General features: G+C 44.1%; 22 protein-coding genes. 12 read left to right on the forward strand and 10 right to left on the reverse strand.

From position 1 onward, the window contains the following. Positions 1–13: 13 nt before the first annotated feature. Together R7R24_RS03465 and R7R24_RS03470 are read right to left on the reverse strand one after the other, a co-directional pair. Positions 14–2,677: a nitrate reductase gene (locus R7R24_RS03465; RefSeq protein ID WP_191115826.1), complete on the reverse strand. Its 2,664-nt coding sequence runs from the start codon at positions 2,675–2,677 to the stop codon at positions 14–16. 292 nt (positions 2,678–2,969) lie between these two features. Further along, the gene (locus R7R24_RS03470) at positions 2,970–3,404 is read right to left on the reverse strand and encodes a GNAT family N-acetyltransferase (protein WP_031781129.1); all 435 of its coding nucleotides are present in this window, start codon (positions 3,402–3,404) and stop codon (positions 2,970–2,972) included. Between the two features lie 379 nt (positions 3,405–3,783). Here R7R24_RS03470 and R7R24_RS03475 point away from each other — a divergent pair, with 379 nt between their 5' ends. The 5 genes from R7R24_RS03475 to R7R24_RS03495 all read left to right on the forward strand — a co-directional run bounded on the left by R7R24_RS03475 (position 3,784) and on the right by R7R24_RS03495 (position 10,412). After that, entirely contained in the window at positions 3,784–5,040 is a 1,257-nt protein-coding gene (locus R7R24_RS03475; protein ID WP_206946472.1) for an aromatic amino acid transport family protein, read from the forward strand. A 610-nt stretch (positions 5,041–5,650) separates the two neighbouring features. After that, on the forward strand, positions 5,651–7,564 hold the full coding sequence (locus R7R24_RS03480) for a tetratricopeptide repeat-containing diguanylate cyclase (RefSeq protein WP_206946470.1): 1,914 nt from the start codon (positions 5,651–5,653) through the stop codon (positions 7,562–7,564). A 10-nt stretch (positions 7,565–7,574) separates the two neighbouring features. Further along, positions 7,575–7,916: a hypothetical protein gene (locus tag R7R24_RS03485; protein WP_017820239.1), complete on the forward strand. Its 342-nt coding sequence runs from the start codon at positions 7,575–7,577 to the stop codon at positions 7,914–7,916. Between the two features lie 249 nt (positions 7,917–8,165). After that, complete coding sequence (locus R7R24_RS03490) at positions 8,166–9,944, forward strand: S8 family peptidase (protein ID WP_318119418.1); 1,779 nt, start codon at positions 8,166–8,168, stop codon at positions 9,942–9,944. A gap of 12 nt (positions 9,945–9,956) precedes the next feature. Then, positions 9,957–10,412, forward strand: coding sequence for a hypothetical protein (locus tag R7R24_RS03495; RefSeq protein ID WP_005375850.1), 456 nt, complete (start codon positions 9,957–9,959; stop codon positions 10,410–10,412). 146 nt (positions 10,413–10,558) lie between these two features. Here the strand turns inward: R7R24_RS03495 and R7R24_RS03500 are convergent, their stop codons facing one another. From R7R24_RS03500 to R7R24_RS03510, 3 genes are all read right to left on the reverse strand, one after another. After that, positions 10,559–11,488 carry an SRPBCC family protein gene (locus tag R7R24_RS03500; protein WP_017820241.1) on the reverse strand — a complete coding sequence of 310 codons (930 nt, stop codon included), beginning with the start codon at positions 11,486–11,488 and terminating at the stop codon, positions 10,559–10,561. Between the two features lie 137 nt (positions 11,489–11,625). Continuing rightward, positions 11,626–12,867 carry a sensor histidine kinase gene (locus R7R24_RS03505; protein ID WP_017634216.1) on the reverse strand — a complete coding sequence of 414 codons (1,242 nt, stop codon included), beginning with the start codon at positions 12,865–12,867 and terminating at the stop codon, positions 11,626–11,628. Further along, entirely contained in the window at positions 12,839–13,507 is a 669-nt protein-coding gene (locus R7R24_RS03510) for a response regulator transcription factor (protein WP_017820242.1), read from the reverse strand. The genes R7R24_RS03505 and R7R24_RS03510 overlap by 29 nt, the downstream gene beginning before the upstream one ends. A gap of 89 nt (positions 13,508–13,596) precedes the next feature. On the opposite strand from R7R24_RS03510, the gene R7R24_RS03515 reads away from it, so the two are divergent. Both R7R24_RS03515 and R7R24_RS03520 read left to right on the forward strand, forming a co-directional pair. Next, on the forward strand, positions 13,597–14,796 hold the full coding sequence (locus tag R7R24_RS03515; protein ID WP_206946468.1) for a DUF5666 domain-containing protein: 1,200 nt from the start codon (positions 13,597–13,599) through the stop codon (positions 14,794–14,796). A gap of 149 nt (positions 14,797–14,945) precedes the next feature. Then, entirely contained in the window at positions 14,946–15,242 is a 297-nt protein-coding gene (locus tag R7R24_RS03520) for a hypothetical protein (RefSeq protein ID WP_005375845.1), read from the forward strand. A gap of 97 nt (positions 15,243–15,339) precedes the next feature. Here the strand turns inward: R7R24_RS03520 and R7R24_RS03525 are convergent, their stop codons facing one another. After that, a complete protein-coding gene (locus R7R24_RS03525; protein ID WP_017634220.1) occupies positions 15,340–16,389 on the reverse strand; it encodes a hypothetical protein in 1,050 nt (349 codons plus the stop codon). Between the two features lie 439 nt (positions 16,390–16,828). On the opposite strand from R7R24_RS03525, the gene R7R24_RS03530 reads away from it, so the two are divergent. Together R7R24_RS03530 and R7R24_RS03535 are read left to right on the forward strand one after the other, a co-directional pair. After that, entirely contained in the window at positions 16,829–17,290 is a 462-nt protein-coding gene (locus tag R7R24_RS03530; RefSeq protein ID WP_005388493.1) for a hypothetical protein, read from the forward strand. A gap of 93 nt (positions 17,291–17,383) precedes the next feature. Next, positions 17,384–17,857: a copper chaperone PCu(A)C gene (locus R7R24_RS03535; RefSeq protein WP_005375841.1), complete on the forward strand. Its 474-nt coding sequence runs from the start codon at positions 17,384–17,386 to the stop codon at positions 17,855–17,857. Positions 17,858–18,197: 340 nt separating this feature from the next. On the opposite strand, the gene yegD is transcribed toward R7R24_RS03535, so the two are convergent. From yegD to R7R24_RS03555, 4 genes are all read right to left on the reverse strand, one after another. Continuing rightward, entirely contained in the window at positions 18,198–19,550 is a 1,353-nt protein-coding gene (yegD, locus tag R7R24_RS03540; protein ID WP_005375838.1) for a molecular chaperone, read from the reverse strand. A gap of 121 nt (positions 19,551–19,671) precedes the next feature. Then, complete coding sequence (locus R7R24_RS03545; RefSeq protein WP_005375837.1) at positions 19,672–20,295, reverse strand: hypothetical protein; 624 nt, start codon at positions 20,293–20,295, stop codon at positions 19,672–19,674. Between the two features lie 324 nt (positions 20,296–20,619). Next, complete coding sequence (locus R7R24_RS03550; protein WP_115386690.1) at positions 20,620–20,940, reverse strand: DOPA 4,5-dioxygenase family protein; 321 nt, start codon at positions 20,938–20,940, stop codon at positions 20,620–20,622. Positions 20,941–21,336: 396 nt separating this feature from the next. Next, on the reverse strand, positions 21,337–21,531 hold the full coding sequence (locus tag R7R24_RS03555; RefSeq protein WP_147289583.1) for a hypothetical protein: 195 nt from the start codon (positions 21,529–21,531) through the stop codon (positions 21,337–21,339). A 65-nt stretch (positions 21,532–21,596) separates the two neighbouring features. On the opposite strand from R7R24_RS03555, the gene pdhA reads away from it, so the two are divergent. From pdhA to R7R24_RS03570, 3 genes are read left to right on the forward strand one after another with little or no spacing between them, the layout of a single operon-like run. Further along, complete coding sequence (pdhA, locus tag R7R24_RS03560; protein WP_025998586.1) at positions 21,597–22,691, forward strand: pyruvate dehydrogenase (acetyl-transferring) E1 component subunit alpha; 1,095 nt, start codon at positions 21,597–21,599, stop codon at positions 22,689–22,691. Next, positions 22,684–23,667, forward strand: coding sequence for an alpha-ketoacid dehydrogenase subunit beta (locus tag R7R24_RS03565; protein ID WP_042521051.1), 984 nt, complete (start codon positions 22,684–22,686; stop codon positions 23,665–23,667). Before pdhA ends, R7R24_RS03565 begins: the two co-directional genes overlap by 8 nt. Continuing rightward, a complete protein-coding gene (locus R7R24_RS03570; RefSeq protein WP_005375831.1) occupies positions 23,664–24,812 on the forward strand; it encodes a dihydrolipoamide acetyltransferase family protein in 1,149 nt (382 codons plus the stop codon). The genes R7R24_RS03565 and R7R24_RS03570 overlap by 4 nt, the downstream gene beginning before the upstream one ends. Positions 24,813–24,879 lie beyond the last annotated feature (67 nt).

Consider the following 24,879-nt stretch of genomic DNA (forward strand, 5'->3'; position numbering starts at 1 on the left):
TCCTCTTTATGACTTACTTGATTTGAATAGCCAGACTTTGCTGGTTCGCTTGCTGTTTGCCCTTTTGATGCTGATGGCTGTCGACCATTTGTTTGATTTGAGAAACGCACGAACCACAGTTAGTGCCGCATTTGAGTTTGTTTTGAAGTTGAGTCAGTGACGTGCAGTCTTGCTTCTCCATCGCGTCATGTATTTGTTTATCAGTAACCCGGAAACAACTACAAACCAGTTTGGCACTGCTTTGCGATTGAGTGATGGTAAGCAGTTGCGATAGCTCCATAGGTTTGCCAATCAAGCCGGTAAAGTTGGTGCAGTCGGTCTGAATCGGTTCATTAGACACCACTAAAACAGAGCGAATGATACGAACGTCTCCAACAAGGTCGTAATCCACCGCTAGCCAACCTTGGGCAATATCTATCGTAATCCTGCGGCTCTTTTCCGTTCGACAAAAACTCTGCTTCTTTGGTCGTTTGTCGTGTGCAAAGCGCCAGATGCCTAAATTACTTTCTGCTTGAAATGCGCTGTAGAGAAACTTGCCGGAATCAAACTGTGTACCAATGAACGTACCGTAAGTTTTTACCGCCGCCTCTTGCACTTCAACATAAGATGACTTAAACGCAGGCTGCCCAGAAATAGGGTCTTTTGCGCTGTTTACTATCGTGTTAACACTGCTTTCACCACCATATCGACCCGCCCAGTGCATTGACATAAACAGCTCCTGAAAACCCAAACCTTCATCAATGGCAACTTTGGCATAAATACCGGTGTTTGAAGTAGGCTGAAACAGCTTAGTGAGTTGTCCTGCTTTCAAGCGATTTTGAGTAGCAGAGAGTGTGTTCATGTACACGGTTGGTTCTAACTCAGAGGCGGCAAGGTGTGCGATATGACCTGTGCGCGTCATGGTATGCCATTGATCGCGTTGCCTGCCCGTATTGAGCCACCAGCCTTTTGTTCTTTCTAAACGCGTTGGAGATTCACTGGTCACGACAAAACGCGCTTTACCATCTGGGTGCGAATAGACGCCATCAGCAAAAGGACGCTCTCCTCCCCATTGTGTTGGCACCCACTCTTCGTATTCTTGCTCGGTTAAGTTGGCGTATTGAGAAAGATCTAGCTTCAATGGCGAATCTGCATTCATACCTGTCATCGCCGCATATTCCCTGAATACCGCCCGCTCAGAAGTAAACGCAAAGCCATTTTGTGTCTTTTCCAATGCACACAGAGCTTGTCCGACTTGGCATATCGCCCACCAATCTGATTTTGCTTCACCCGGAGGCGTTTGAAACTGGCGCTGCCTTGAAAGTCGACGCTCAGAGTTGGTCACCATGCCTTGCTTCTCCCCCCAACCAGCGGCGGGCAGCAATAGGTCCGCGTAATGCGCAACATCCGAATCCGCTGTGATATCGGAAACAATCACAAACGGACAAATCTCTAGTGCTCGTTTTACCAATTGGTTATCTGGCAAAGAGACAACAGGATTGGTTGCCATGATCCACAGAACTTTAATCTCACCACGTTCTACCGCCTCAAACAGTTCAACGGCTTTTAAACCGGGCTGAGTGGCAATTTCTGGTGAATCCCAGAACGCCTGCACTTGCTTAATAGACTCTGCGTCAAAAGCACGATGAACCGCTAATTGATTTGCCAAACCACCCACTTCTCGTCCACCCATCGCATTCGGTTGACCTGTAATAGAAAATGGCCCGCAACCTGACTTGGCAATTTTACCTGTCGCCAAGTGTGCATCAATAATGGCATTGCCTTTATCGACACCATTTTCGGCTTGGTTAACCCCTTGGCAAAACAACGTGATTGCGGTTGGGCTTTGTGCAAACCATTGGAAGAATGTCGTGAGTTTTTCTTCTGAAATCCCAATGGAAGACGTTAGATTAGTGACATCGTAACGCAAGTCAGAGACTTCTTCTTTAAGTGTATCAAACCCGTCGGTATAGGAATTTATGTATTCAGAATCAATACATTGCTGCTCAATAAGAAACTTAAGCAGCCCATTAAAAAGTGATACATCCCCATCGTTTTTAATCGATAGATGCAAATCGGCTTGCTGTGCAGTGACCGTTTCACGCGGGTCAATGACCACCAGCTTGAGGTTAGGATTGTTTTCTCTCGCTTGTTGAATACGTCGGAATAAAACAGGATGCGTCCAAGCGGTATTAGCACCGCAAATTATCAATAGCTCAGTCTTATCAATATCGTCGTAATTGACGGGAACGACATCTTCACCAAATGCTCGTACATGAGCCGCAACCGCCGAAGACATACACAAACGGGAGTTAGTATCGATGTTAGCGCTGCCAACATAGCCTTTCATGAGTTTGTTGGCGACGTAATAGTCTTCCGTCAACAACTGACCAGAAACATACATAGCGACGGAATCAGGTCCAAACTCCGCTTTCGCTTGATGAATCTTTTCTGCAATCAGATCCGTGGCTTGTTGCCATTGTACTTCTTGCCCTTGAGGTCGCTGCTTGGTGACAAGCTTTGGATACAGCAAGCGCGAAGGCATATTCAAACTCTCTGCCAGCGCGACGCCCTTTACGCACAGTGATCCCGCATTTGCAGGATGACACGCATCCCCAACGATTCCTTTCGCATTGACCTCGACACCACATCCAACACCACAATAGGGACAAGTGGTTTTTTTGCATCCTTGCGACATAACACCTCCAGTGCGATTCAGCCCAACTTACTAGCAAAAAAAAGCCTCTCCCGAATCGAGAGAGGCAGCAATGCCTTTAACGCTGTTAGTACATTTTCAAAAAGTAATACCCTATACCGCTCTCGCCTGCTATTGAGAGCGGCGCATCGAGTTATCGATGAACGTTTATGTAAAGCAAGTGAGGTGCCAAGATTAAAAACCTTTACTATACAAAAGGTTAGCTTAAAACCAATTATAGCAACGTAATGCTACGCACTGATTGTGTGCAAATTTCGATCATTATCGTGCAGAATTACTTTACTAATTCCATGACTAACCTGGATTCTTCGTCACCAAAATAATGCGCTTCTTCTTCTAACGTTTTAAAGCCAAGGGAGAGGTATAAAGACAATGCAGGTTGGTTCTTAGGATCGACAGTCAATTTCACGCTTGAGCCTAACTTCAACGGCGCAATAACGTTTTCTAGGAGGGAACGCGCAATACCTTTACCTCTATGTTGAATATCGACGGCCAATGACATGATCCAATATTGATGTGCATTTGTGCTAGTCGTTAGCAATATATACCCTGCGACCTGCTCTCCCTCTTTTGCTACCAGTAAGCTCTCTCCCCAACAATCAAAAGCTTGCCGAAAGAAAAATTGAGGATAGGCGTGCTCTCCAAATAAAGTATTTTCGAGCTTATATATGGCAAATAAGTCCTCTTTTTGCGCAGACAAGATGTCCATTCAATGACTCCTTCTTTAACATGAATGGCAGCAGTATACCTAAATCTCATCTAAATGACGGGACACAAACATCTCAATTAAGTGCTTAAGAAATGTAATATTCTTCCTGAAAATTAGGCCTAACTCACTTAGAACATACATCCGTGATTAAGTTTTAACCGCAAAATCAAAAACCACACAAGATGAAAATTTCAACACATACAACCATTAAACGCATTAAATTTAAGAACTTTATTCTGGTTTATTGAAAAATTCATAGTTGGATAATTTACAACCACCCCAAATTCACAGCATTATTCACCAAGCTTTGCGTGTGATAATAAACACTAAAACCTTTACCATTTTCAGCATTATTATTTTTATAAAAGCGAGTTTTAAAGTGAAAGAATCTCGAAATGCCTTAAATCCTAGTGAAATAAACACAACCATAGCTTGGTCAAAACATGATACACATTGGGTTCTTAGCCTATTTGGAACAGCCGTTGGCGCAGGCATCCTGTTTCTGCCAATTAACCTTGGGATTGGTGGTTTTTGGCCTTTAGTCGCGATGGCAGTACTTGCTTTTCCAATGACCTATCTTGCGCACCGTGGCTTAGCTCGTTTTGTACTATCTTCTAAGATCAAAAACGCAGACTTCACTGATGTAGTGGAAGAGCACTTCGGCGCAAAAGCAGGCCGTTCTATTTCACTACTGTATTTTCTTTCGATCTTCCCGATCCTGTTGATATATGGTGTTGGAATAACAAACACAGTAGATAGCTTCATGGTAAATCAGGCTGATATGGCTTCTTTACCTAGACCTTTGCTTTCTGGCGTACTAGTGTTTGCACTAATTGCTATTATGATGGCGGGTGAAAAAGTAATGCTACGGGCCTTTGCCATTATGGTGTTCCCACTTGTTGCCATTCTTGCCTTTCTATCATTTTACTTAATACCGAACTGGACCATGCCTGTCATGGATGTGCCAGAAGCGTCAGCTTTTGCTAGCACTATGTGGTTAGCAGTTCCTGTAGTGATTTTTTCGTTTAGTCACGCAGCTGCAATTTCAAGCTTTGCAAATGTACAACGTCGCCATTACGGTAAGCAGGCAGATGCCAAATCCGAAGTTATTCTTCGCCGCACTAGCATCATGCTGATTGCCTTTGTTCTTATTTTTGTATTTTCCTGTGTGCTAACACTGTCACCTGAACAATTGGCTCAAGCAAAAGAACAAAACGTATCTGTATTGTCTTACTTAGCGAACGCAACCGATAATCCATTTATTGCAACACTTGGTCCTTTAGTAGCGTTTGTTGCTATCACTTCATCTTTCCTTGGGCATTTTTTAGGTGCGCGTGAAAGCTTAAATGGTTTAATTAACAAGCATTTTAACCTATCTGAGAAGCGTGTTGATCGTATCAGCGTGGCAGCACTGTTCTTCTCAATCTGGGCGGCCGCGATCATGAACCCAAGTATTCTTGGTATGATGGAAGCATTGTCAGGGCCTGTTATTGCAATGATCTTATTTATTATGCCAATGTTAGCGGTGTATAAAATCGAGGCGATGAAACAATATCGAGGAAATGTCTCTACTTACTTTGTTCTAGCAGCAGGCATTGTGGCGGTAAGTGCATTGATTTTTAGCTTCTTCAGCTAATAACTAAAGACTAGCTTGGATTTTCAGGGGAATACCTTACACAAGGTTAAGGTGATTCCCTGAATTTTCTTACTCTTTAAAAGGTAATCATCGTTACCCTTGACTCTTAAATAAGAGCGAAAACACCCGCAATCATAAGTACTGAAGCGATGCAGGTACGGCCGATAATGCCGAAGTGCGAAGGTTGAATCATTTCATTATGCATAGTTAATCTCCTATTTATTATAAAAGCCATTTTTTATTGGCTTAATAACACTATGTCTAATATCCAGTTTTTTAACAACCCATACAAACATTAAATATTTATGACAGAAACGTAATTTTTTACACTTCGCCCTGATTTTGAGCGATGAATCCGCGGCTTAAATCATTAGATTGAGTCCACCGAATATGCTCGCCTACCTGTCATCGTTACCTTATCTATACCATCGCCTAATCATTGCATAAGTTTTCAATAGATTTTGTTTTATAAATCATAATATTATAGAGATCCTTCTCGTATCTCACTCCCAAAACACTTTGCCACTGGGAATCCATCCGCACTTAACCAACAAGAAATGGTAGACTTAACTGGTATTCGGTTAAGAGATCACATTTTATTAATACGCTCATGCACTTCTCAATTAAAAAACTGGCTTGCGCACTTTGTACTGCACTTGGACTTTTCTTGCATCCCACCAACGTACTGGCGAGTACCGAAAAGCAAGCTTATCTGGAAGAACACATTTCAGCAGAAAGCAAGCCCATGTTAAAACTCTACTTTCGCTCGATGGGTAAGCCGCGATCAATTCAAAAAGATGAGTTAAATGCGCCACAGAATGCATCAGCGGAGTCTCTTGCTCTGTATTACTTTGCACGAAAGTACCTTAAGCGTTACGAAGGCGTTCCATTACCGAAAGATATGCCCGATTTAATCGAATTCGGTAAAAAGCACCATTTGGAATGGGTCGTCGCTGAAGCACAGCTCAATAAGGCTGTAACAATGATTGAGCAAGACGATAACTGGAACGCAGAATTGTTACTCCATGACGTTGTTTCTACAGCCCGTGATCTTGGTTATCTAGCATTAGAAGGCCGTGCTTACCGCTGGTTAGGCAATCTAGAAGTATCTCGAAATCAACTACGCAGTGGCCTAAAATATTATCGCAATGCCTATGAGTTATTAGAAAAAACAGTATTTGAAATACAAGTCGCGATGACACTGAACAACATTGGGACGGTCTACATCGATGCATCAGATTGGGCTCGGGCCAACAGTTACCTAACGCAAGCTCTCGACACTTACCTAGAGAGCGAATATCAATACGATAATAGCTTTTTTATGGGGGTTATCTACGCAAACCTTAGCATCGTTCACTCGAGCCTCGGAGATAACAAAAAAGCGGAATATTATTTCAATGAAGCCATTCGACTTTCAATGCAAACGGGGTCGGACACAGTCAAGCACCACTCTTTATCCAGCTTTTCACAAATGTTGAGCTCGGTAGGAAAAATTGATGATGCATTAATGGTCGCACAGCGTTGCGTAGACCTGCCCATTCCAAAAAATCTAGAAATGCTAAAAACGTCTTGTTACGAGGCATTTGCAGAGGCTTACCTCGCAAACAAACAATACGATAAAGCTATTACAACAGCGCTTAACGTTCTAGAACAAACCAAGTCAACCAGTGAATTAGAGCTGCGGCAGCGTATTGATATGCTTTCGGTACTGGTAAACGCTCATCAAATTCTTAATGACTATGAAGCTGCTTTTCATTATTTAACCCAATTAAGAGAGCTAGAGGCTGAGTTTTCTCATCATATTCATGGTGAAGAGATGATTAACATTAAGTTTGATCTCGAAGCTAAGTTAGCCCAGAAAGAACTCAAATTGCTAGAAACAAAAAATGCGCTACAAGCGTCTGAACTGCGTTCGCAGCGCTATCGAGAAATGTTCTACTTTATCGCTATTACGGCAATTGGTGTCGTTGGTTTTCGTTACGTACTGCGCGTTAGACGTATTAATAAAGCACTCACTCAAGAAAATACTACCGATCCGTTAACTCAACTGCATAACCGTCGCTATCTTCACATTTGGCTGGACAAAATGGCTCGTAGAAGCCCAGATAGAACATTTGCCTTAGCAGTTTTAGATGTTGATCATTTTAAAACCTTTAATGATCAATATGGACACGATATTGGCGATAAAATGCTGACTCATATTGCCACGCTATTTAATGAATCCACTCGCTCTGGTGACCTACTCATTCGTTGGGGTGGAGAAGAGTTTGTCCTATTATTCGAAGTACAGCGAGCTGAAGATTGCGCTAAGTTTTTGGAGCGATTGAGATATACTGTTGAAAACACGCCATTGGTGGTTGACTCTAAACCATTAAGCGCGACAATTTCCCTTGGAGCAGTGGACAAACTGTCGGCACAAACAATTAAACAAGAATGGGATCAGTGGTTTTTCTTGGCAGACCAAGCTTTGTATGATGCGAAGCAAGCTGGTAGAAACCAGTTCATCATTCATCCTACATCATAAAAAAGCACACATGAAAAAAAATCTAATCATTATTACTTTTGCGCCTCTATTTCTTATGGCGTGTAGTAATCAGCAAGCATCTCAACTGGGAATGCGCAGCAGCAGTGTCAATGTATATGCCCAGCAAATGAGTAACACTCAACTATGTGAAACTCTCTACTACAACCGTGCAACCAACCAAACCAAAGTGGCGATTGGTGCTGAGTTCAATCGACGTGGATTAAACAAAAAGTGGTGTGATAAAGAATTCGATAAGTTGTACATTAAAAAGTGGATTGATAACGTGCTGCCTAAGGAAAAAGCCGAACCTAAGAAACCAATGGCAACTATTCAACCCGCTCCAACTAAATAACCCCCCCTCTTGAAGCAGACGGTACACTCGTATTTTCTGCTTTTCACTTTTCATGCATGTTCGATGCGACATATAAAAACCTCATGGTTTCAGTAAATTAACAAAGACTTATGTTGTCCATCGAACTTTTAATGTAAACAAGTTGTAAATGGTTTTCGTCCTTATTCTTTGTCGTTAGCTTTGTTTGTTCCTGTTAGCGGAATATGAAACAGGAACTAAAAAATTCCAAACAAAGACATGAGGTCAAAAATGGAAATACGCATTAATCGCCTATTTGCTGCTATGTTGGCAGTAGGCATTGCACCTGCCGTCTCGGCGTTTGATCCACTCTATTCTGAACAATGGCACTTAGACAACACGGGGCAAACTGCGTTTGCGGCTAATCCTGCTGTTGCTGGGAACGACTTAAACACTAAGCTCACTCAGGCAATGGGGATTGCAGGTGTTGGTGTGAAAGTTGCCGTTATTGATTCTGGAGTGCAGATCGATCACCCCGACCTTGCAGGTAATATAGTTACAGGTAGCAGAAACTTCGTCGAAGACTCTTCATTCCCACCAAGTTATCCGGTTGATACTAATGGTCATGGCACTGCTGTAGCCGGTTTGATTAGCGCCGTCGGCAACAACGGTGAAGGCGGACGCGGTGTCGCTTCTCTCTCTTCCCTCATCGGTTTTAACTGGTTAGCCAACCAGACATTAGAAGGCTGGTTAATCTCCCATGGCATGGACCCAGCAACACGTGATGTTCGCGTATTTAACCAAAGTTACGGTTTCAGCCCTATAAACCCGATTACTTTTGATGAAAGCGACCCTCAACTAAAACTTGAAATGGACGTGATGAAAAACGTCAGCGAGAGTAACGCCTGGGGTCGAGGTGCTGTATTTGTAAAGTCAGCAGGTAATGGTTACCGTTATTTCAATGCAGGGCGATTCTTCGTATTGCCAAGTAACTTCTTTGCTGGTGGAGACAATCAAGGCTTACCGATGCACAACTCTGCTCAGTCTTATGATAACGCCAATTACTTCAATTTAGTCACTAGTGCACTACGAGCGGATGGTACGCGAGCGAGTTACTCATCTGTGGGTTCGAACGTGTGGGTTGCAGCACCAGCAGGTGAATATGGGCAAGATTTCCCTGCTATGGTCACCACTGATTTAATGGGTTGTGAAGAAGGGCAAAATACCAGTGATGGCCTTGGCATTAATGGGTTACACGGCGGAACGGCGCTCGATCCGAACTGTAACTATACCAGTACGATGAACGGAACCTCATCGGCTGCGCCGAACACATCGGGTGCCATCGCGGCAATCATGTCAACCAACCACGCACTTTCTGCTCGTGATGTACGTGCTTTACTAGCGGAGACAGCAAAAGTAACGGATAAAGCGCATCCAGGCGTACAGCTTGAATTTACTAACCATAAAGGTGAACAGGTTAGCTACGAGGCAATTGCCCCTTGGCAAAAAAACGCAGCAGGCGTAGATTTCCATACTTTTTATGGCTTCGGCGCTGTAGATTTAGATGAAGCGATGCAACGTGCTCGCATGACGAATCGTGTTTTGCCAACTCAAGTCATTACGCCATGGGTTAATAACGCTACAGAAGTAAGTGTACCCGATGCAAGTCTAGTTGGTGGTTCTTCAAGTATCGCCATTGCCGATGAGCTGACAGTAGAATCCGTTCAAGTGACATTGACACTGGACCACGCTCGTCTGCCCGACTTAGCTATCGAGCTCATTTCGCCATCAGGGACTCGTTCCGTTTTGCAAACACCGCGCAATGGTCTTGTTGGTCAATCTCTTGATTCATCGATTACTGGCTACAAAGATCAATTAATGTTGTCTAACCAATTTTATGGCGAAGATGCAAAAGGCGAATGGACGTTGCGAGCAATAGATACGAACGGCGATGAAGTCTATTCTTACATTGCATATTTCAACTCTTCCACCATCTATGACGTTCCGATGGCAAACAACGCTCAGCCCGGTGTTATTAAGAACTGGTCGATGCGCATATTTGGACACTAAGGAGTCAATAACATGAAATACAAATCATTTTCTATGCTGGCTCTCGTTATCATGACGTCGAGTGTATACGCTGAGCAACAGCTCTCTCAACAGCCTGCACCAGAACTGTTTGTGCCATCAGAAGCGGTTGAGATTAATGGCCAAGATTATCGAAAAGTGCAAACTGGCACTATTAGAACCCTATCTGAAGACGTAAAACTTCAAGCGGGTGATGAGGTGTTTAAGAATGCGTTTAGTAACGTATCCAAAGCCACTGGACTGGTTTATATCACCGTAAACAATCCTAACGAAGCGAAAGCAGTCGCCAAAGAGTTAAAATTAGAAGTTATCTTCGCAGAGGGGGAATCAGCGGTGTTAAAAGCATCTCAAGATCAAGATCTGCTAAGTATTAGCGACTACCTAAACGCAGACAGCCGGGTAAAAGCGTCTAAAATTGAACTAAACAGCGGTAAATACCGTGCACAATAATTCTCTAACAAGAGAAGTTGGCCTGTAAAACCATGCCTCAGCGATTGCTGAGGCATTTTTATGGGTAGGAACAGATAGGCTATTATTCTTTAATAACATTTCGCATAACCAGTATGATACCTAAACACCCTACTCGCCTGCGCCTGTCATTTCTTAAACAAAATAATTTCCGTTCTTAGCTCTTCTTCCGTGGTTTCCTTCGGGCTATTCAGATAGCGTTCGATTCCTAAAGGACTGGTTTTGACTTTCATACCACTCTGACGAACCAAGTTCATCGCTAAAGCCCATGCATTTCCCAAAAACTGATATTCACCTCGGTGTTCAACGACAAATGTTTCACTCTCAGGAATGGTACCGGTAACCGCCCCTTGAGGCGCTGGTACTGAGTTATGAAGAGGAAAGCAAGTGATAAACTCGAATGTACCTTTCTGCATATCCATCGACTGGTAATAACAAAACAATTCACCATTCACGGATAGGGTTTCGTCACTAATTAACTGTTCTAGTTGCTGAACATGCTTCTCAATTACCGAACCTAATTCCTGCAAGCTAGCCACACCCTTGATCCCAATGTAATGAATTTGAGGCAACGTTCGGTTACCTATTTCGACTAAGTCTGAATGCACTCTTCCGGTTTCAAGCTTACTTTTGAGCATGCGTAACCCACGTTGATAATCCATCTCTATCATCGACTTAAACATACTTTTCAGAAAGAACAGATACCAAGGGACGCGAGATTGCATTTGCCATTCGACTAAACAGCCATTTTGTGACGGCGTCACGATTAGAGTCACCTTTCCATGGCTCTTGATTGGGCGAAAGAAATGTAGCTCCATATCTAATCGATGCTCTTGAGTACTTTCCAGTACAATCGCGCCAGTCCCAATACGCTGACCATTCCATTGATAACCAGCTCCAACGTGGCCCTGATTATCACTGAATGTCAGCTCGCAGCTTGGTTCAAGAATGATCCATGGTGACCAGCTGGGCCAGTTATTGAAGTTCTTGAGATAGCCAATAATTTCACTTTGATTCTTATTAATTTCAATACTTCGGCTGACCTGATAAGAGAGCATAACGGTTCCTCGAGTTTCCGCTTCACTAACTTCAGTCTAATTCAAATTCCAGTTTTTTCTTGTTTGACTACGGGTTAGATGCGTACGACAAGAAAAAGCCAGAGCGTTAATTCTCACTTGAATCAATACGCGCAAAGCTAAGAGCAGAACTCCACTTTTGCACTAAATCGAACACCATCATCGTCCAGTACTAACGCCCACCCCATCCGTTCACATATTCGTTGTACGATAACAAGCCCACAACCATAACCAGCGTTGTACGTCTCGTTGCCATCGTGACGGTTTAGGATCTTAAGCGCATGACCTTTCAACTCAATTTCAATATCTCCCACACTATAGCTAAAGGCGTTTTTAATCAGATTGTTGATAACAATGGTCACAAAACTCTCTGGTGCCTTCACTACACCACTATGTTGTTCGTGCAAAGCGTAGTTCGAATCTTGCTTGGCAAATAAAGGAGCCAGCTCTTCCAGTTGTTTTTGTAAACAAGTAAGAAGCTGATGCTCTCCGTAATGTTGAGGCTCTATTTTCTCTTTACCAAGTAAGAGAAACGCTTCTGTCAGTACACGCATCTCGTCACAAGCTGACTGCATCCTCGTGATGGCTTTTTGCGCAACTCGAGGTTGATCAGGAAGACGCGTCAGAATGTCTGTTGAGCCTTTAATCACCATGATTGGCGTTCTCAACTCATGCGATGCAAAACGGCTAAATTCTTGTTCTCGTTTGAAATAGCCCGCGATATCGTTCTTATTATCCAGCAAAGTCTGCTCTATCTGGCGTGTTTCGCTGAACTTAGTTTCAACTTGGAAAGCGGGTTGATCCGGTGACATTTGGCTAATTTTGTCTTCAATTTGCGCTAATGGCCGAGACAATATTCGCACCATGTAAATGCCATACCCAACCATGACAAATGAAAACAAACCACCGAGCAGCAGCGTAAACTGATGCAGCGAGCTTTCGTATTCGTCCAAGTAATCATCTGAGTCATCTTGAAATACAATGTACATAAGCCCCTTCCCTGAGGGGTGGTTCAATACAACAAAGTGTTTGTCTTCTTCACCAAGCAGGTATTCGTAAAAACCAGGTGAAGTAAAAGAGAGCAACCAATCGGGTGTCGGTGCTTCACTCCAATATGAGTTGAATTCCAATACGTTTGGCAATGGCGCATCCCAGCCCTGTTTCTCGAAATTCTCACTATAAAGCGCAGCTTCAGTATCTAGCCAGTGATGTAAACTCAGCACTTCCAGTTTGTTTTCTGCCACATAAATCAGCGACCAAAAAAGAGTAAACATCACAAACGTCATGACCCCAAAACCCCAACGGATCTTGCGATAAATGCTTGGATATTCGTTATGCTTTAAGTCGGTAACCTTGTCCATGAATAGTCTCTAATCGTGATTCTTCAAAACCTTTGTCTAGCGCGGTTCTTAAACCGTAAATATGGCTACGAAGTGCATCACTTCCGGGTGGTTCGTCTCCCCACACACTATCGATCACTTCTGTGCGCGAGACCGCTGCTGGAGCACGTTGGAGGAGCAATTTTAAAATTTTAGTTTGAATTCGACTCAGCTTAATTTCTTTGTCTTTTCTCGTTACTTTTCCTGTCCGCGCATCTAAACAAATATCTGCAAATTTGAGCGTTCCGATATCTTGTCTTGGACCACGATTAGCCAAAGCATGAACACGCAAACTGAGCTCTTCCATCGCAAATGGCTTCATTAAATAATCATCTCCCCCCGCTTTAAAAGCCGCGATTTTGTCCTCTAGCGTATCTTTTGCCGTTAGGAAGAGAATTGGCGTTCCACATAACTTATCTTGTCGAAGCTTCTGTACCGTACTGATGCCATCGAGCTTCGGCATCATGATATCCATGATGATTACATCGTAATGATTTTCCTCGATTAACTTAATCGCAGCCTCTCCATGAAACGCACAATCGATAATCATGCCTTCTAGCTCAAGATAGTCTGCAATCGTCTCCGAGACGTTATGGTTGTCATCTACAATTAAAATTTTCATAAAATCACATTTCTTCACGATCTCTTCACGATATGCCCAATAAGATACAGGCAATTTCCTAAACTCGCTCGTAAATTGAGGTTAATACAATGAAAAAACTCGCTCTTATTTCTGTAGTAGGTTTGGCATTGTCTGGTTGTGGTGGTTCAGGTGGTGGCAGCAATAGCGATAGCACATCAACTCAACCAGCAGTGAAACCAAGTGTAGCGATTGGCTCTGTTGAAGCGGTCAACGCTGAAGAAAGCACGTTAACCGTCAATGGACATACGTATCGTGTGTCTGAGGTGGTTTATGACGACACACAAGTGCAACTGGCCGATGTAAAACCAAAAATGGTGGTTCGCGTGGGTTCAGATATTCGGCAAACTTCGGACAATGGCGTCCGAGTCATACTTGAACCAACCATTACTGGACGTGTGACAGCAATTGATCATGTGAAGAAAAAATTCACGGTAAACGGCGTAGAGCTGCAGTTTGACGATTTAAGTGATGATATAGAGGTCAACGACTGGGTGATGGTGTCATCATTGCCAACTGCTGATGCGGGTTATCGAGTGTTGTCTGTGGTCGAGCTCGACGTAGATAACGATTACCCAGCACTTGATAACGACTACGAACTGGAAGGCCGTATTACCAGTATCGATGCAAATGCTGGAACATTTAAGTTAGGTGGAAAAGTAACGGTGACATATAACAACGTTAACCAGCTTAGCATTGGTCAATGGATTGAAGCCGAAGGTGAAATGCAAAACGGTATCTTCATGGCACATGAGGTAGAAGTTGAAGGCTACGACGTCATAAGCAATGACAGCGATGTGGAAGGCATCGTCACTTGGGTTGCAAATGACTACAGTGAGTTCTCACTAAACTACCGAGGTGCATTCTTCATCGATAACGCAACACGATTTGAAGATGGCAGCAAAGCGAACCTAAAACAAGGCCAAGAAGTGGAAGTAACGTCTGTCGTGAAAAATGGCAAACGCATCGCTACCGTTATTGAGTTTGAGCAACCAGACTTTGACGATAACAACCAATGGCAAGGTAAAGAATTTGAATGTGAAGGATACGTATCAAACTACGATGCTGAAGCAAGAACATTTGAAATCGAGCATTGTGAGAATGATGCTGATCAAGTACTAACTAACACCACCGTTGTGATTGATGCACAAACACGCTTCCAAGGCATTGAAGAACTTAACCTAAATGGTGCTCGTGTCGAAGTCGAAGGTGTGATCATTAACGAGCAAAATATTGCCCGTGAAGTGGAGTTAGACGTTTACGACTACTAATCCCTTCTACGCTTAAGAAAAAGTGTCACTTCGGTGGCACTTTTTCTTTTCACCTTACTTTGCTTCCCAAGCTCAAACCAACAAATTCTCAGCCAAAGCCTTTTCTCTCCGTTACACTTTACCTATGTTTCACAACATTGGTGACGAATATGAAAAAACGCAACCTCATTTTGTTAATCTTGTTTTTTGGTTCAGCCACGAGCTTAGCTAGCGTTATGGATCCTGACTGCGATGCAGAAAAGGCAGCTAAAGCCGCTGCGACAAAAGCCGTGGTTGGTGTTGGGGGTCGCTGTACGCCTAAAGAGGCACTGAAAGATACCGCAGTTGATGCAGGAAAAGACAAATTGCCAGATGAAGGGGTGGCGGGTAAAGCTGTTGATGCAATGACACCGGAAAAAGAGAAGAAAACGGTGAAAGACGTAACCAAAAAGCTCAATAAAGATTGATACGCTTTCTTGTAGTTAACTTTAATAGCGAAACTCCCCCCTCCCCAAAAAAAAGAGCGCCGATTGACGCTCTTTCCGAACTCTAATAGATAACCAATTATGCGGTTTCTGCTTCACCTATCCAATGATAATGGTGGTTGGCTTTTTTCCCCACTAAACCGAGCTCTGCCAATTCTTCAAATACCTTGTCTACCTCTTCCGCAGACAGCCTAAACTGTTTAGCAACGGCTTTTTTGGTGCACGTAATTTGATGCGTTTTAAGTGCATCGCTAACTTGCTCTAACAAGGTTTTCGGTTCCTTTGGTTCTTCTGGCTCCGGCGCAGCTGGTATTTCTTGCTCTTCTTCCTCTTTTATATGAGGAAGATAACCCGCAGGCGCTGGGTCTATATCGCGAACTGTTTTCAATATCATGCCCTCATTTCTGCGATAGAAATATCGGAACCGTTGCTCTTCACCAATCAAGCCAACAAAAAATGCAGCAAAGAAGTCCAAAAGAATCGAAAGAAATACAACCAAGCCAAGCTGAGCTTGTTGAGAGGTGGTACCAAATGCATTGGCTAGGCTATCAATCAAACCAATCACTGAGCCTTGCGTCACCGGCGGTAAACTATCACGCTCCATAGCCAAGCGTTGCTGCTCTTCACGTAAGGTTTTGTTTTGATCCTGAATGCGAGTTACACCAGTCGCGATACGCTCCATCTCGATGTATTTCTGCGCTGCCATATTGTTGAGCTCAATCTGCTTATCGATTGCCGCAATCTGACGATTAAACGCTTCCACTTTCGCCTGCTCTACCGAAATATGACTTTGTGCACTATTGGTTGCACTATTAATCCCACCAATACTACCGCCAATGGAAATCGCAGCTAAAACTAAATAAAACACGAGAGCGGTTGCTGCTCCTGTGTAGTTGCGATGGGCTCGGCGCTCACCGTATTCATACCAAGCGTAAAATTTACCTGCTTCAAAAATGATCGCTAAACCACCAAATAAGGTTTGCATCATCGGGTTTTCGTCGATAGACAAAAACAGCAATAGAGAAAAAATAGTCGATGCTAAAATCGCAGCACCGGTGAATGCATATACACTCACCATGGCAAATCGACCTTTAGGGTATCGATATCCAATCTGTTGTTCGTATTTCATTTGAGAAATTTCTTAAGATTAATCGCCCCTCCGACTAAGTAGGACGGACGTTTCTGGCATGTACAAAGGAGCGCAGAATACCGTATCCTTTATTAAATTACTGTCATAATTCCGTTAATGGAAAACAAGTGAAGATTCGGTGTGCATTTTGAATCGATATCAGCCAAATCTAGCACGTAAAAACACCACCACGACACCCACTAACCGAAGCTTCAGTGGCATATAAGAGAGATTAATTCGGTATCTTCAAAAGCGACTAGGCAAGACTGACAAGTTGAATTGGAGGTTGTGAATGTCAGCCGAATCAAAACATTAAAGCGTTAAAAATAGGCAATAAAACAAATAATGCACACTTGCATCACCTTTTAGTAAACTGATAATTACATTGTTTGGTTAATTTGTTAGTATCCCGCGCCGAAGAAGATAAGCACTCAATTGTATGGAAAACACTCTAATACAGCACAAACACCATCGCTTGCACGCTATTGCGGTTATTATCGCGGTGTTGTTTCAGTTGTATTTAGCGTCCACAGCCGCTCTTAACCCTACACAAGTTCACAGCACAACTTGGCTCAACAAAGTCCAAAGTGAAAAGGTTTTACTGTGTACCGCAGATGGTTTCAAATGGGTGGATATCAATACGTTGATTGAGGCTAACGCTCAATCTTCTTCTAAGCTCATCCAAGATCTTAACTTACACGACGGCTTTCAGTTTGAATGTCCGCTTCTTCAAGCTGTTCAATTCTTTCTTCTGGTTGCGATTGGGCTTTACCTGACAACCATCCATTGGCTGCGCCGAGTAAAGTATGCACTGACGACTTATCACTTTTCAAAATGCGATAAGCTCGTTTACAAACACATCGCGCCTAAGCACTCTCCGCCGAGTGTTTTTCCTGCCTAACAGGCATCTAATCATTGACAACTTTATTCAAAAATAACGATGACTCTGTTTGTTGTCCATTCAGAGAAGCTATTAATTCAAAAGGAAAAACACATGCTTAAATCATTAAAAACCGCCGCTATCGCGCTTATTGCTGTCATCGCTAGCCCACTGAGTTTAGCGCACGATTATGAAGCAGGAAAAATTCATATCGACCATCCATGGAGCCGCGAAGCGCCACCAAACGCACCTGTTATCGGTGGTTTTTTTCAATTAACCAACCACGGTGACAGTGAAGATGCATTGATCGCAGCAGAAAGCCCAATCGCAGGGCATGTCGAAATTCACACGCATAAGAAAGAAGATGGTGTGATGAAAATGATTAAGATTGACGAAGTGCGCGTTCCAGCCAATGACTCAGTGTTGTTTAAGCCAGGCAGCTTCCATTTAATGATTTTTAACCCAACACAAACTCTTAAAGAAGGCGACCGCTTCCCTATGACGTTAACATTCAAAAACGCGGGTAAAGTGGAAGTAGAAATGGCGGTTGAAAAACAAGGTCACATGGAAAAACACATGCACCATTAATGACGTAAACAAAAGTGCCCGCTGATTTAGCGGGCATTTTTATCTCAGCTTAGTCAAAATCATTATTCCGGTAGATCCTAACTCGACTCTTCAGAATAATGGTGATGAATAACGCTCGGCGAAACGGGGTCACATATCATAACAGCGTGCTCGGGCAAGAGATTCTAAATCACGCTCGTCCCTCACTATTCAGAATGACCTTGAAAGACTTAAGATCCTAAAAAGGTTCCCTACCCGCTTAAAACTCAACCTCTCGACAAAGTTCTCCAACCATCACTTGGCAAGCCTAAATGAAATCATAAGTTTGGCAACAAAGACCCACTGTTAATCGGCTTTCTTTCTACTTGAAACAAACCTCAGCCCAACGAGCTAAGCCGGCAGTTACTGAGCCAAAATAGTTTCCACTGACAACCGGAATACTTGGCAGTACGGTTTGCACCGCATCGCGCAAGATTGGCGAGCGTGCCGAACCTCCAGTCATAAAGATAGCATCGGGTTTAACTCCAGCTTGCTCTACCGCTTCTGTCACCAACGCCGTCATTTTATTCTTTGGCGACTGGATCGCTTCGATCATTTCGTCACGTTGTACATCAACTTCAATCGTTTCTGATAGTAAGTTGATGCCAGTTCGGTAAGAAGCTTGTTCTGAAAGTGCCACTTTTGCCTCTTCGGCACGGCGAACAATGTTGTAGCCTAAAGACTCATGATACACCTCTAGCAAACGAGCAAGTTTTTCTGGCTCTTGAGCCTGCTTTTGAAGCAACTTTAACGCTGATAGGTTCTCTCGCGAATAGAAGTCACTCTGCGCTTCTACATTATTGATTGCTATCGGGTTCCAGAATTGGGTAGTCGGCATCACAATGCCTGACTCCATTTTACTTCCCATGCCAAAAGGGAACATGAGCTGCTTAAATGCTAGCGCGATATCAAGATCATTCCCGCCGACACGCTGGCCACTGTGAGCTAACAAGCTTGCGGTCCTATCTGCTTTGCCGCGCCAAGACGGTCCCATTTGGATCAACGAACAGTCCGTTGTACCACCGCCAATATCGACTACTAGAATGATTTTATCTTCGCTGAGTGTCGCTTCATACTCTAGGCCCGCCGCGACAGGCTCAAACTGAAACTCCACATTTTGGAAGCCCGCACGTTTCGCTGCCCGCAACAAAATGCGTTCAGCCTGAATGTTAGCCGTTTCACCGCCACGCCCATGAAAGTTAATTGGTCTGCCGATCACAGCATCGGTAATACTTTGCTGCGCATCGTTTTCGGCTTGAGACTTAATATTGTCCATCATCGCGCAGACAAGGTCTTCGAAGAAAGCCAATTGCACATCACGCAAGCCAGATGCACCAAGAAAAGACTTCGGCGATTTCACATAATAGATATCGCGAGGATCTTCCAAATAGAGATTAAGTGCAGCCTGACCAAACGCGATGTCGTCGGATTCTAAGTCAATACTTTCTTCTCGGTTTAAATTGATTGCCCGGCGTAAAACCTGCTCACCAACTTGATCTAATGGTTTAATATCTCGATGGCGAAATAAATGCTCGGATACCGATTCACGAGTCGGTGCAGCAAGGGTGGAAGGAATAAAAGGGCTGTTTCCTTCCAGATTAAGCAGTACTGGATCACCCGATTCCATTTTAGCCACTGAACAGTTTGCAGTACCATAGTCAAAGCCGATAAACATTGTTTCTCCCACTGTCCCACTGATTAGTGGCCTTTTGAGCGTTAAAAAGCTGGCAATGCTAACTTAATGGCATAAGAATTACTATCCCAAAATCAAGTGTAATTTAACGTGGAAAATCTATCTAAGGTACACTACTTTCTCTTTTTGCAGATGGCACAACAACCGCTACCAGTAAAGCTAACAGCAGGAACACAGGGCTAAGCATTAATCCATGCCAGATTGAATACCCATCATGGAACAGCCAGAATATACCAAGCGTCAGTAGGTACGAAAAGTAGCTGCAAAACACCAAGCTAATCGCGACAAAGCGCTTTTGATTAATAATAAGAATCCGCACTAGATACTGGCTAAGAATACCAGAGCAGCGCATGGCAAGTTGCCAATTAATGATAAAGAAAGCAAGCGCAATAAACCCAGCTACGACCAGTGCATCATGCGTACTTAAAATGAAGTAGCTACCAAATCGGCTTATGATGACCGGATAATCGCCTTCGTATATCGTTGACCAAGATATTGCGTTCGCTGCTGCTACGTAATTGGCAAAATAAGCAATGGCGTAGAAAGTTGTTTGAGAACTGAACGGCTGAAATACATCCGTACAAAATCCTCGCCACTCTTCTTTGTTGGCGGTAGGCCCAACCCAGTCACGTTTTTTTTGGGCGGTACGCCCGGCAAACTCAGGCCCGTTGCGAAACAACAGCCAAAATATATAGAGTGCAAGTATAACCAAGAGTATTGAAAACATACCCTTCCCCCTCAGAAATTATCGGCGCCACTGCCAATGGCGTTGGGGTCGTAAACTGCACTTCCCTGCTATACCTATTTGATTTATCAAAGACTTATTATTTTATTACCACCAAAATTCATTCAACGGCATACTATACAGCGACATTTTCACGCTTTGTGTGAAGTTCGAAAGCCTACTTTTAGGTTTAGCACAAAAATAGCTACAGCAAAGCGTAAGAGAGGGATTCCGCACCCATCAATGAAGATGAGGCGTTAAGCAGAAGCTGTGACCGCAATGAGAAGAGAAGGATTCAAAGCGGCCATGCATGGGCAAGAGGAGCAACTATTTCTCTAACTTTTCTTCAAATACACCAATCTCTCTGCCCAACCAAATCGCGTGTTCTGTGTGATCGAGCAACTCTTCTTCGCTTACTGGGTGAATAAGCACAGAAAAATCGCCTCGAATCGTATCAAGCCACGCCAAGAACTCTTCACTCAATGATTCTAGGTGAATTTCAAACATCGGCATCTTGTGTGGGCCAACTAACCTTCCAACTAATGGAAACACACGCAGCACATCTTGACGCTCTTGACGGATGATCTCGTTCAAGGCTTGCGCTTTATCTTGTTCTCTTAGGGGAAAATAAACATGAGCGTGGTACATAACTTCTCCATAATCACTTCCACTTGAGCACCACCTACTTTGGATAAGCTCAAGGACTGCCGAGGGTATACATTTGTAATGCCGTCACCCTACCTTGATTCCACTCAGTTGGGAAGAAGTTATGCATTCTCATAAGGTCGAGGCTTCGAGCACAACAAAAATTTGCAATTCATCATATAGCAACTGTTTGAGTTGATTCATTAATAATGACTCACTTTGTCAAATTTTACAGCCAAATTTTGTTGCAAATATGTTTCATTAACCAGTAATTAAATTCGAGTTTAAAAATACCACCAACAAAATAGCAGCATATTACTCTGCAAAATCAGGGTGTAAGCAAAACTTTACTACTGAGCGAAAGTCAAAATGAAGCATAATTTAACAATTTGTTTACACTTATTGTATCTGGCTATACCACGATTTAGTTAGAGGGTTAGATACAGAAAAGCCTTTCTCTGTATCTTGCGGTGAAATATTCGCAGCGATGTTATCGACAAATAGTTTAAGGGACGAACAGATGCCTACCGCTATCGAAAGCACACGCAACCTTAGGTATGGCCTTTGCGCTGATATCAGAGTTTGAGTACCCATACAAACTCTGGTTTTGTATGAACAGCTGCAGTCCAAAAGACCCGCAGCGTCAAAAGGAGCTTGAGATGAACGTTCAGGCATTACCCATGCATCGGTTTATCGACCATCGTGGGGACCTAGTCGGCCAACTACCCAACTGGGCTGACACTGAAACATTGGTCGGGTTTTACCGAGATATGGTATTAACTCGCACTTACGACAACAAAGCAGTTGCCTTGCAACGCACCGGTAAGCTAGGGACCTATCCCTCACACTTAGGCGCGGAAGCCATAGGCATTGCGGTCGGCAGAGCACTTAAAGCCGATGATGTGTTTGTTCCTTACTACCGCGATATGCCTGCGATGTGGTGTCGTGGCATTGGCATGGAAAAGAACCTTCAATACTGGGGTGGCGATGAGCGCGGGAGTGATTTTGCTCCTGAAGGCAGTCCGGTTCCTAGCCGAGACCTTCCCTACTGTGTACCCATAGCGACGCAATGTACGCATGCTGTCGGGGTGGCTTCCGCGCTAAAAATTCAAGGTAACCATGAAGCTGCGCTAGTGATGTGCGGCGATGGTGGTACATCCAAAGGGGACTTTCTTGAGTCAATAAACTGCGCAGGTACTTGGAATATTCCACTTGTTTTCGTCGTAAACAATAACCAGTGGGCAATTTCAGTTCCGCGTAGTCTCCAATGTGCCGCCGATTTCTTATCAGAAAAAGCGCAAGGTGCAGGTATACCGGGTATTACTGTCGATGGTAACGATGTCGTCGCCGTTTATGATGCAACTAAAACCGCCCTTGAGAGAGCAAGAAAAGGGAAAGGTGCAACACTCATCGAAGCGGTGAGTTACCGACTGAGTGACCACACTACGGCCGATGATGCGACTCGTTATCGTAAAGAAGATGATGTTCAAACTGCATGGCAATACGAACCTATCGCACGTCTTAAAACGTACCTCCTTAATCAAGGCGCTTGGAGCGACGAACAAGAACAGCAATGGCTAGATTACTGTAAAGAGCAAGTAGAGTTAGCTGTTGAACGCTATCTGAGCTTACCGCCACAAGCACCAGAAACCGGTTTCGATTATTTGTATGAATCGCTACCTCAAGAGCTTCATGCACAAAGAGATGAACTCATCAACAAGGCAATGAGAATGCAGGGAGGCAGACATGGCTGAGCTAACGTTGGTTGAAGCAGTAAACCTTGCCCTGCACCACGAAATGCAACAAGACCCCAATGTTGTCGTACTAGGTGAAGACGTGGGCGATAATGGTGGTGTATTTCGTGCCACTGTTGGACTCAAGCAAGAGTTTGGTCTTAAACGAGTCATCGATACGCCACTCGCTGAAGCCTTAATCGGCGGGGTTGCGGTCGGTATGGCAACGCAAGGATTACGACCTGTCGCCGAATTTCAGTTTCAAGGTTTCGTTTTTCCTGCGATGGAGCACTTAATGTGCCACGCGGCTCGAATGCGTAACAGAACTCGCGGTCGGCTCACTTGTCCCGCGGTTTTTCGTGCGCCATTTGGCGGCGGTATCCACGCTCCGGAACACCACTCAGAAAGCGTGGAAGCGCTATTTGCTCACACTGCTGGATTTAAAGTAGTGATTCCTTCTTCTCCACAACGCGCATACGGCTTACTTCTCGCTGCAATTAGAAGCAATGATCCCGTCATGTTCTTCGAACCGAAGCGCATATATCGCACCGTTAAATCTGAAGTCGTTGATAACGGCGAAGCACTCCCACTCGACACCTGCTTCACCTTGCGTAAGGGGCGAGATATCACGCTCGTTACTTGGGGCGCATGCGTCGTAGAGTCACTTCAGGCCGCGCAAACCTTGTCTAGTCAGGGAATTGAAGTCGAGGTGATTGATTTGGCGAGTATTAAGCCAATTGATACCGCGACGATTTTCAGCTCACTAGAAAAAACTGGACGTTTACTCGTTGTTCATGAAGCGAGTAAAACTTGTGGTGTGGGATCTGAGCTATTAGCTCGAACCGCTGAACACGCCATGTGCTTACTTAAAGCCCCACCTAAACGAGTAACTGGAATGGACACCATTATGCCTTATTACCGTAACGAAGATTATTTCATGGTTCAGAAAGAAGACATTGTGACCGCAGCGCGCGAACTCGTGGAGGATTGGAAATGAAGACGTTTAACTTACCCGATCTCGGCGAAGGCCTCGCTGAATCAGAAATTGTAAAATGGCACGTTAATGTCGGTGACATGGTTAAATTAGATCAAGTGATCTTAACCGTAGAGACAGCAAAAGCGACGGTCGACGTCCCTGCCCCCTATTCGGGCCGTGTGGTCAGCCGTCATGGTGAGGAAGGTGAAATCGTCAATATTGGTGCATTACTGCTAGAGATTGATGAAACAGGTGCCGGGAGAGAAGTAACGGCAGAGAAAAAAGCCACTGCTGACGCCGCAACCGTCGTCGGTAGCGTTTCTCACCAAGCGCATCATGTTAACGTTGATGATTTCTGGATTGGTGGCAACCACAACACGACAGAAAGTAACCTCGTTACCGCCCTGCCTTCGGCTCGCTTGTTGGCACAAAAACTTGGGGTAGATCTTAACCTTGTGTCAGGTAGTGGCCCGAACGGACTTATCGTAGATGCCGATATTTACGACGAAGCCGGAAAACAGCGTCCAGGCACCGAAGTTTTGAAAGGCGCTCGACGTACCATGGTATCGTCTATGACCGAATCGCACGAACATGTTGCTGCCGTAACCATTACGGAAGAAGCATTGTTGGAAGATTGGCTGCCAAACGAAGATATCAGTATCCGCCTTGTTCAAGCGATTGTTCATGCGTGTCAAGAAGAGCCCGCTTTAAACGCTTGGTTTGATGCCGAAACCATGACACGCTGTGTACACACAACGGTCAATGTAGGAATTGCAGTAGATAGCCGTCATGGATTGTACGTGCCAGTCTTGCGCCACGCAGATGAATACGAGCCACAAGATGTTCGTCGTTGGCTCGATCAAACCGTTGAAGGGATCAGAGAGAGAAAAATCGGTCGTGAGCAATTGCAACACGCGACGATTACTCTTTCCAACTTCGGCGCGATTGCCGGTATTTACGCGACACCTGTCGTCACACCGCCACAAGTCGCTATTGTCGGCGCGGGCCGAATACTCGACCGAGTTGTGATAAGAAATGGTCAAGCAATTTCGGTGAAAGCAATGCCGCTATCCGTAACGTTTGATCATCGCGCTTGTACTGGTGGTGAAGCTGCAAGGTTTACAAAAGTACTTGCAGAGCACCTGCAACGTCCGAGCGAAAAGTAACTTATAAAAATCAAATGATAAAGGCTTCCAGTCCGGAAGCCTTTTGTTTTAGGAAGCAAGACTATAT

This window comes from Vibrio sp. 704, from assembly GCF_033339295.1.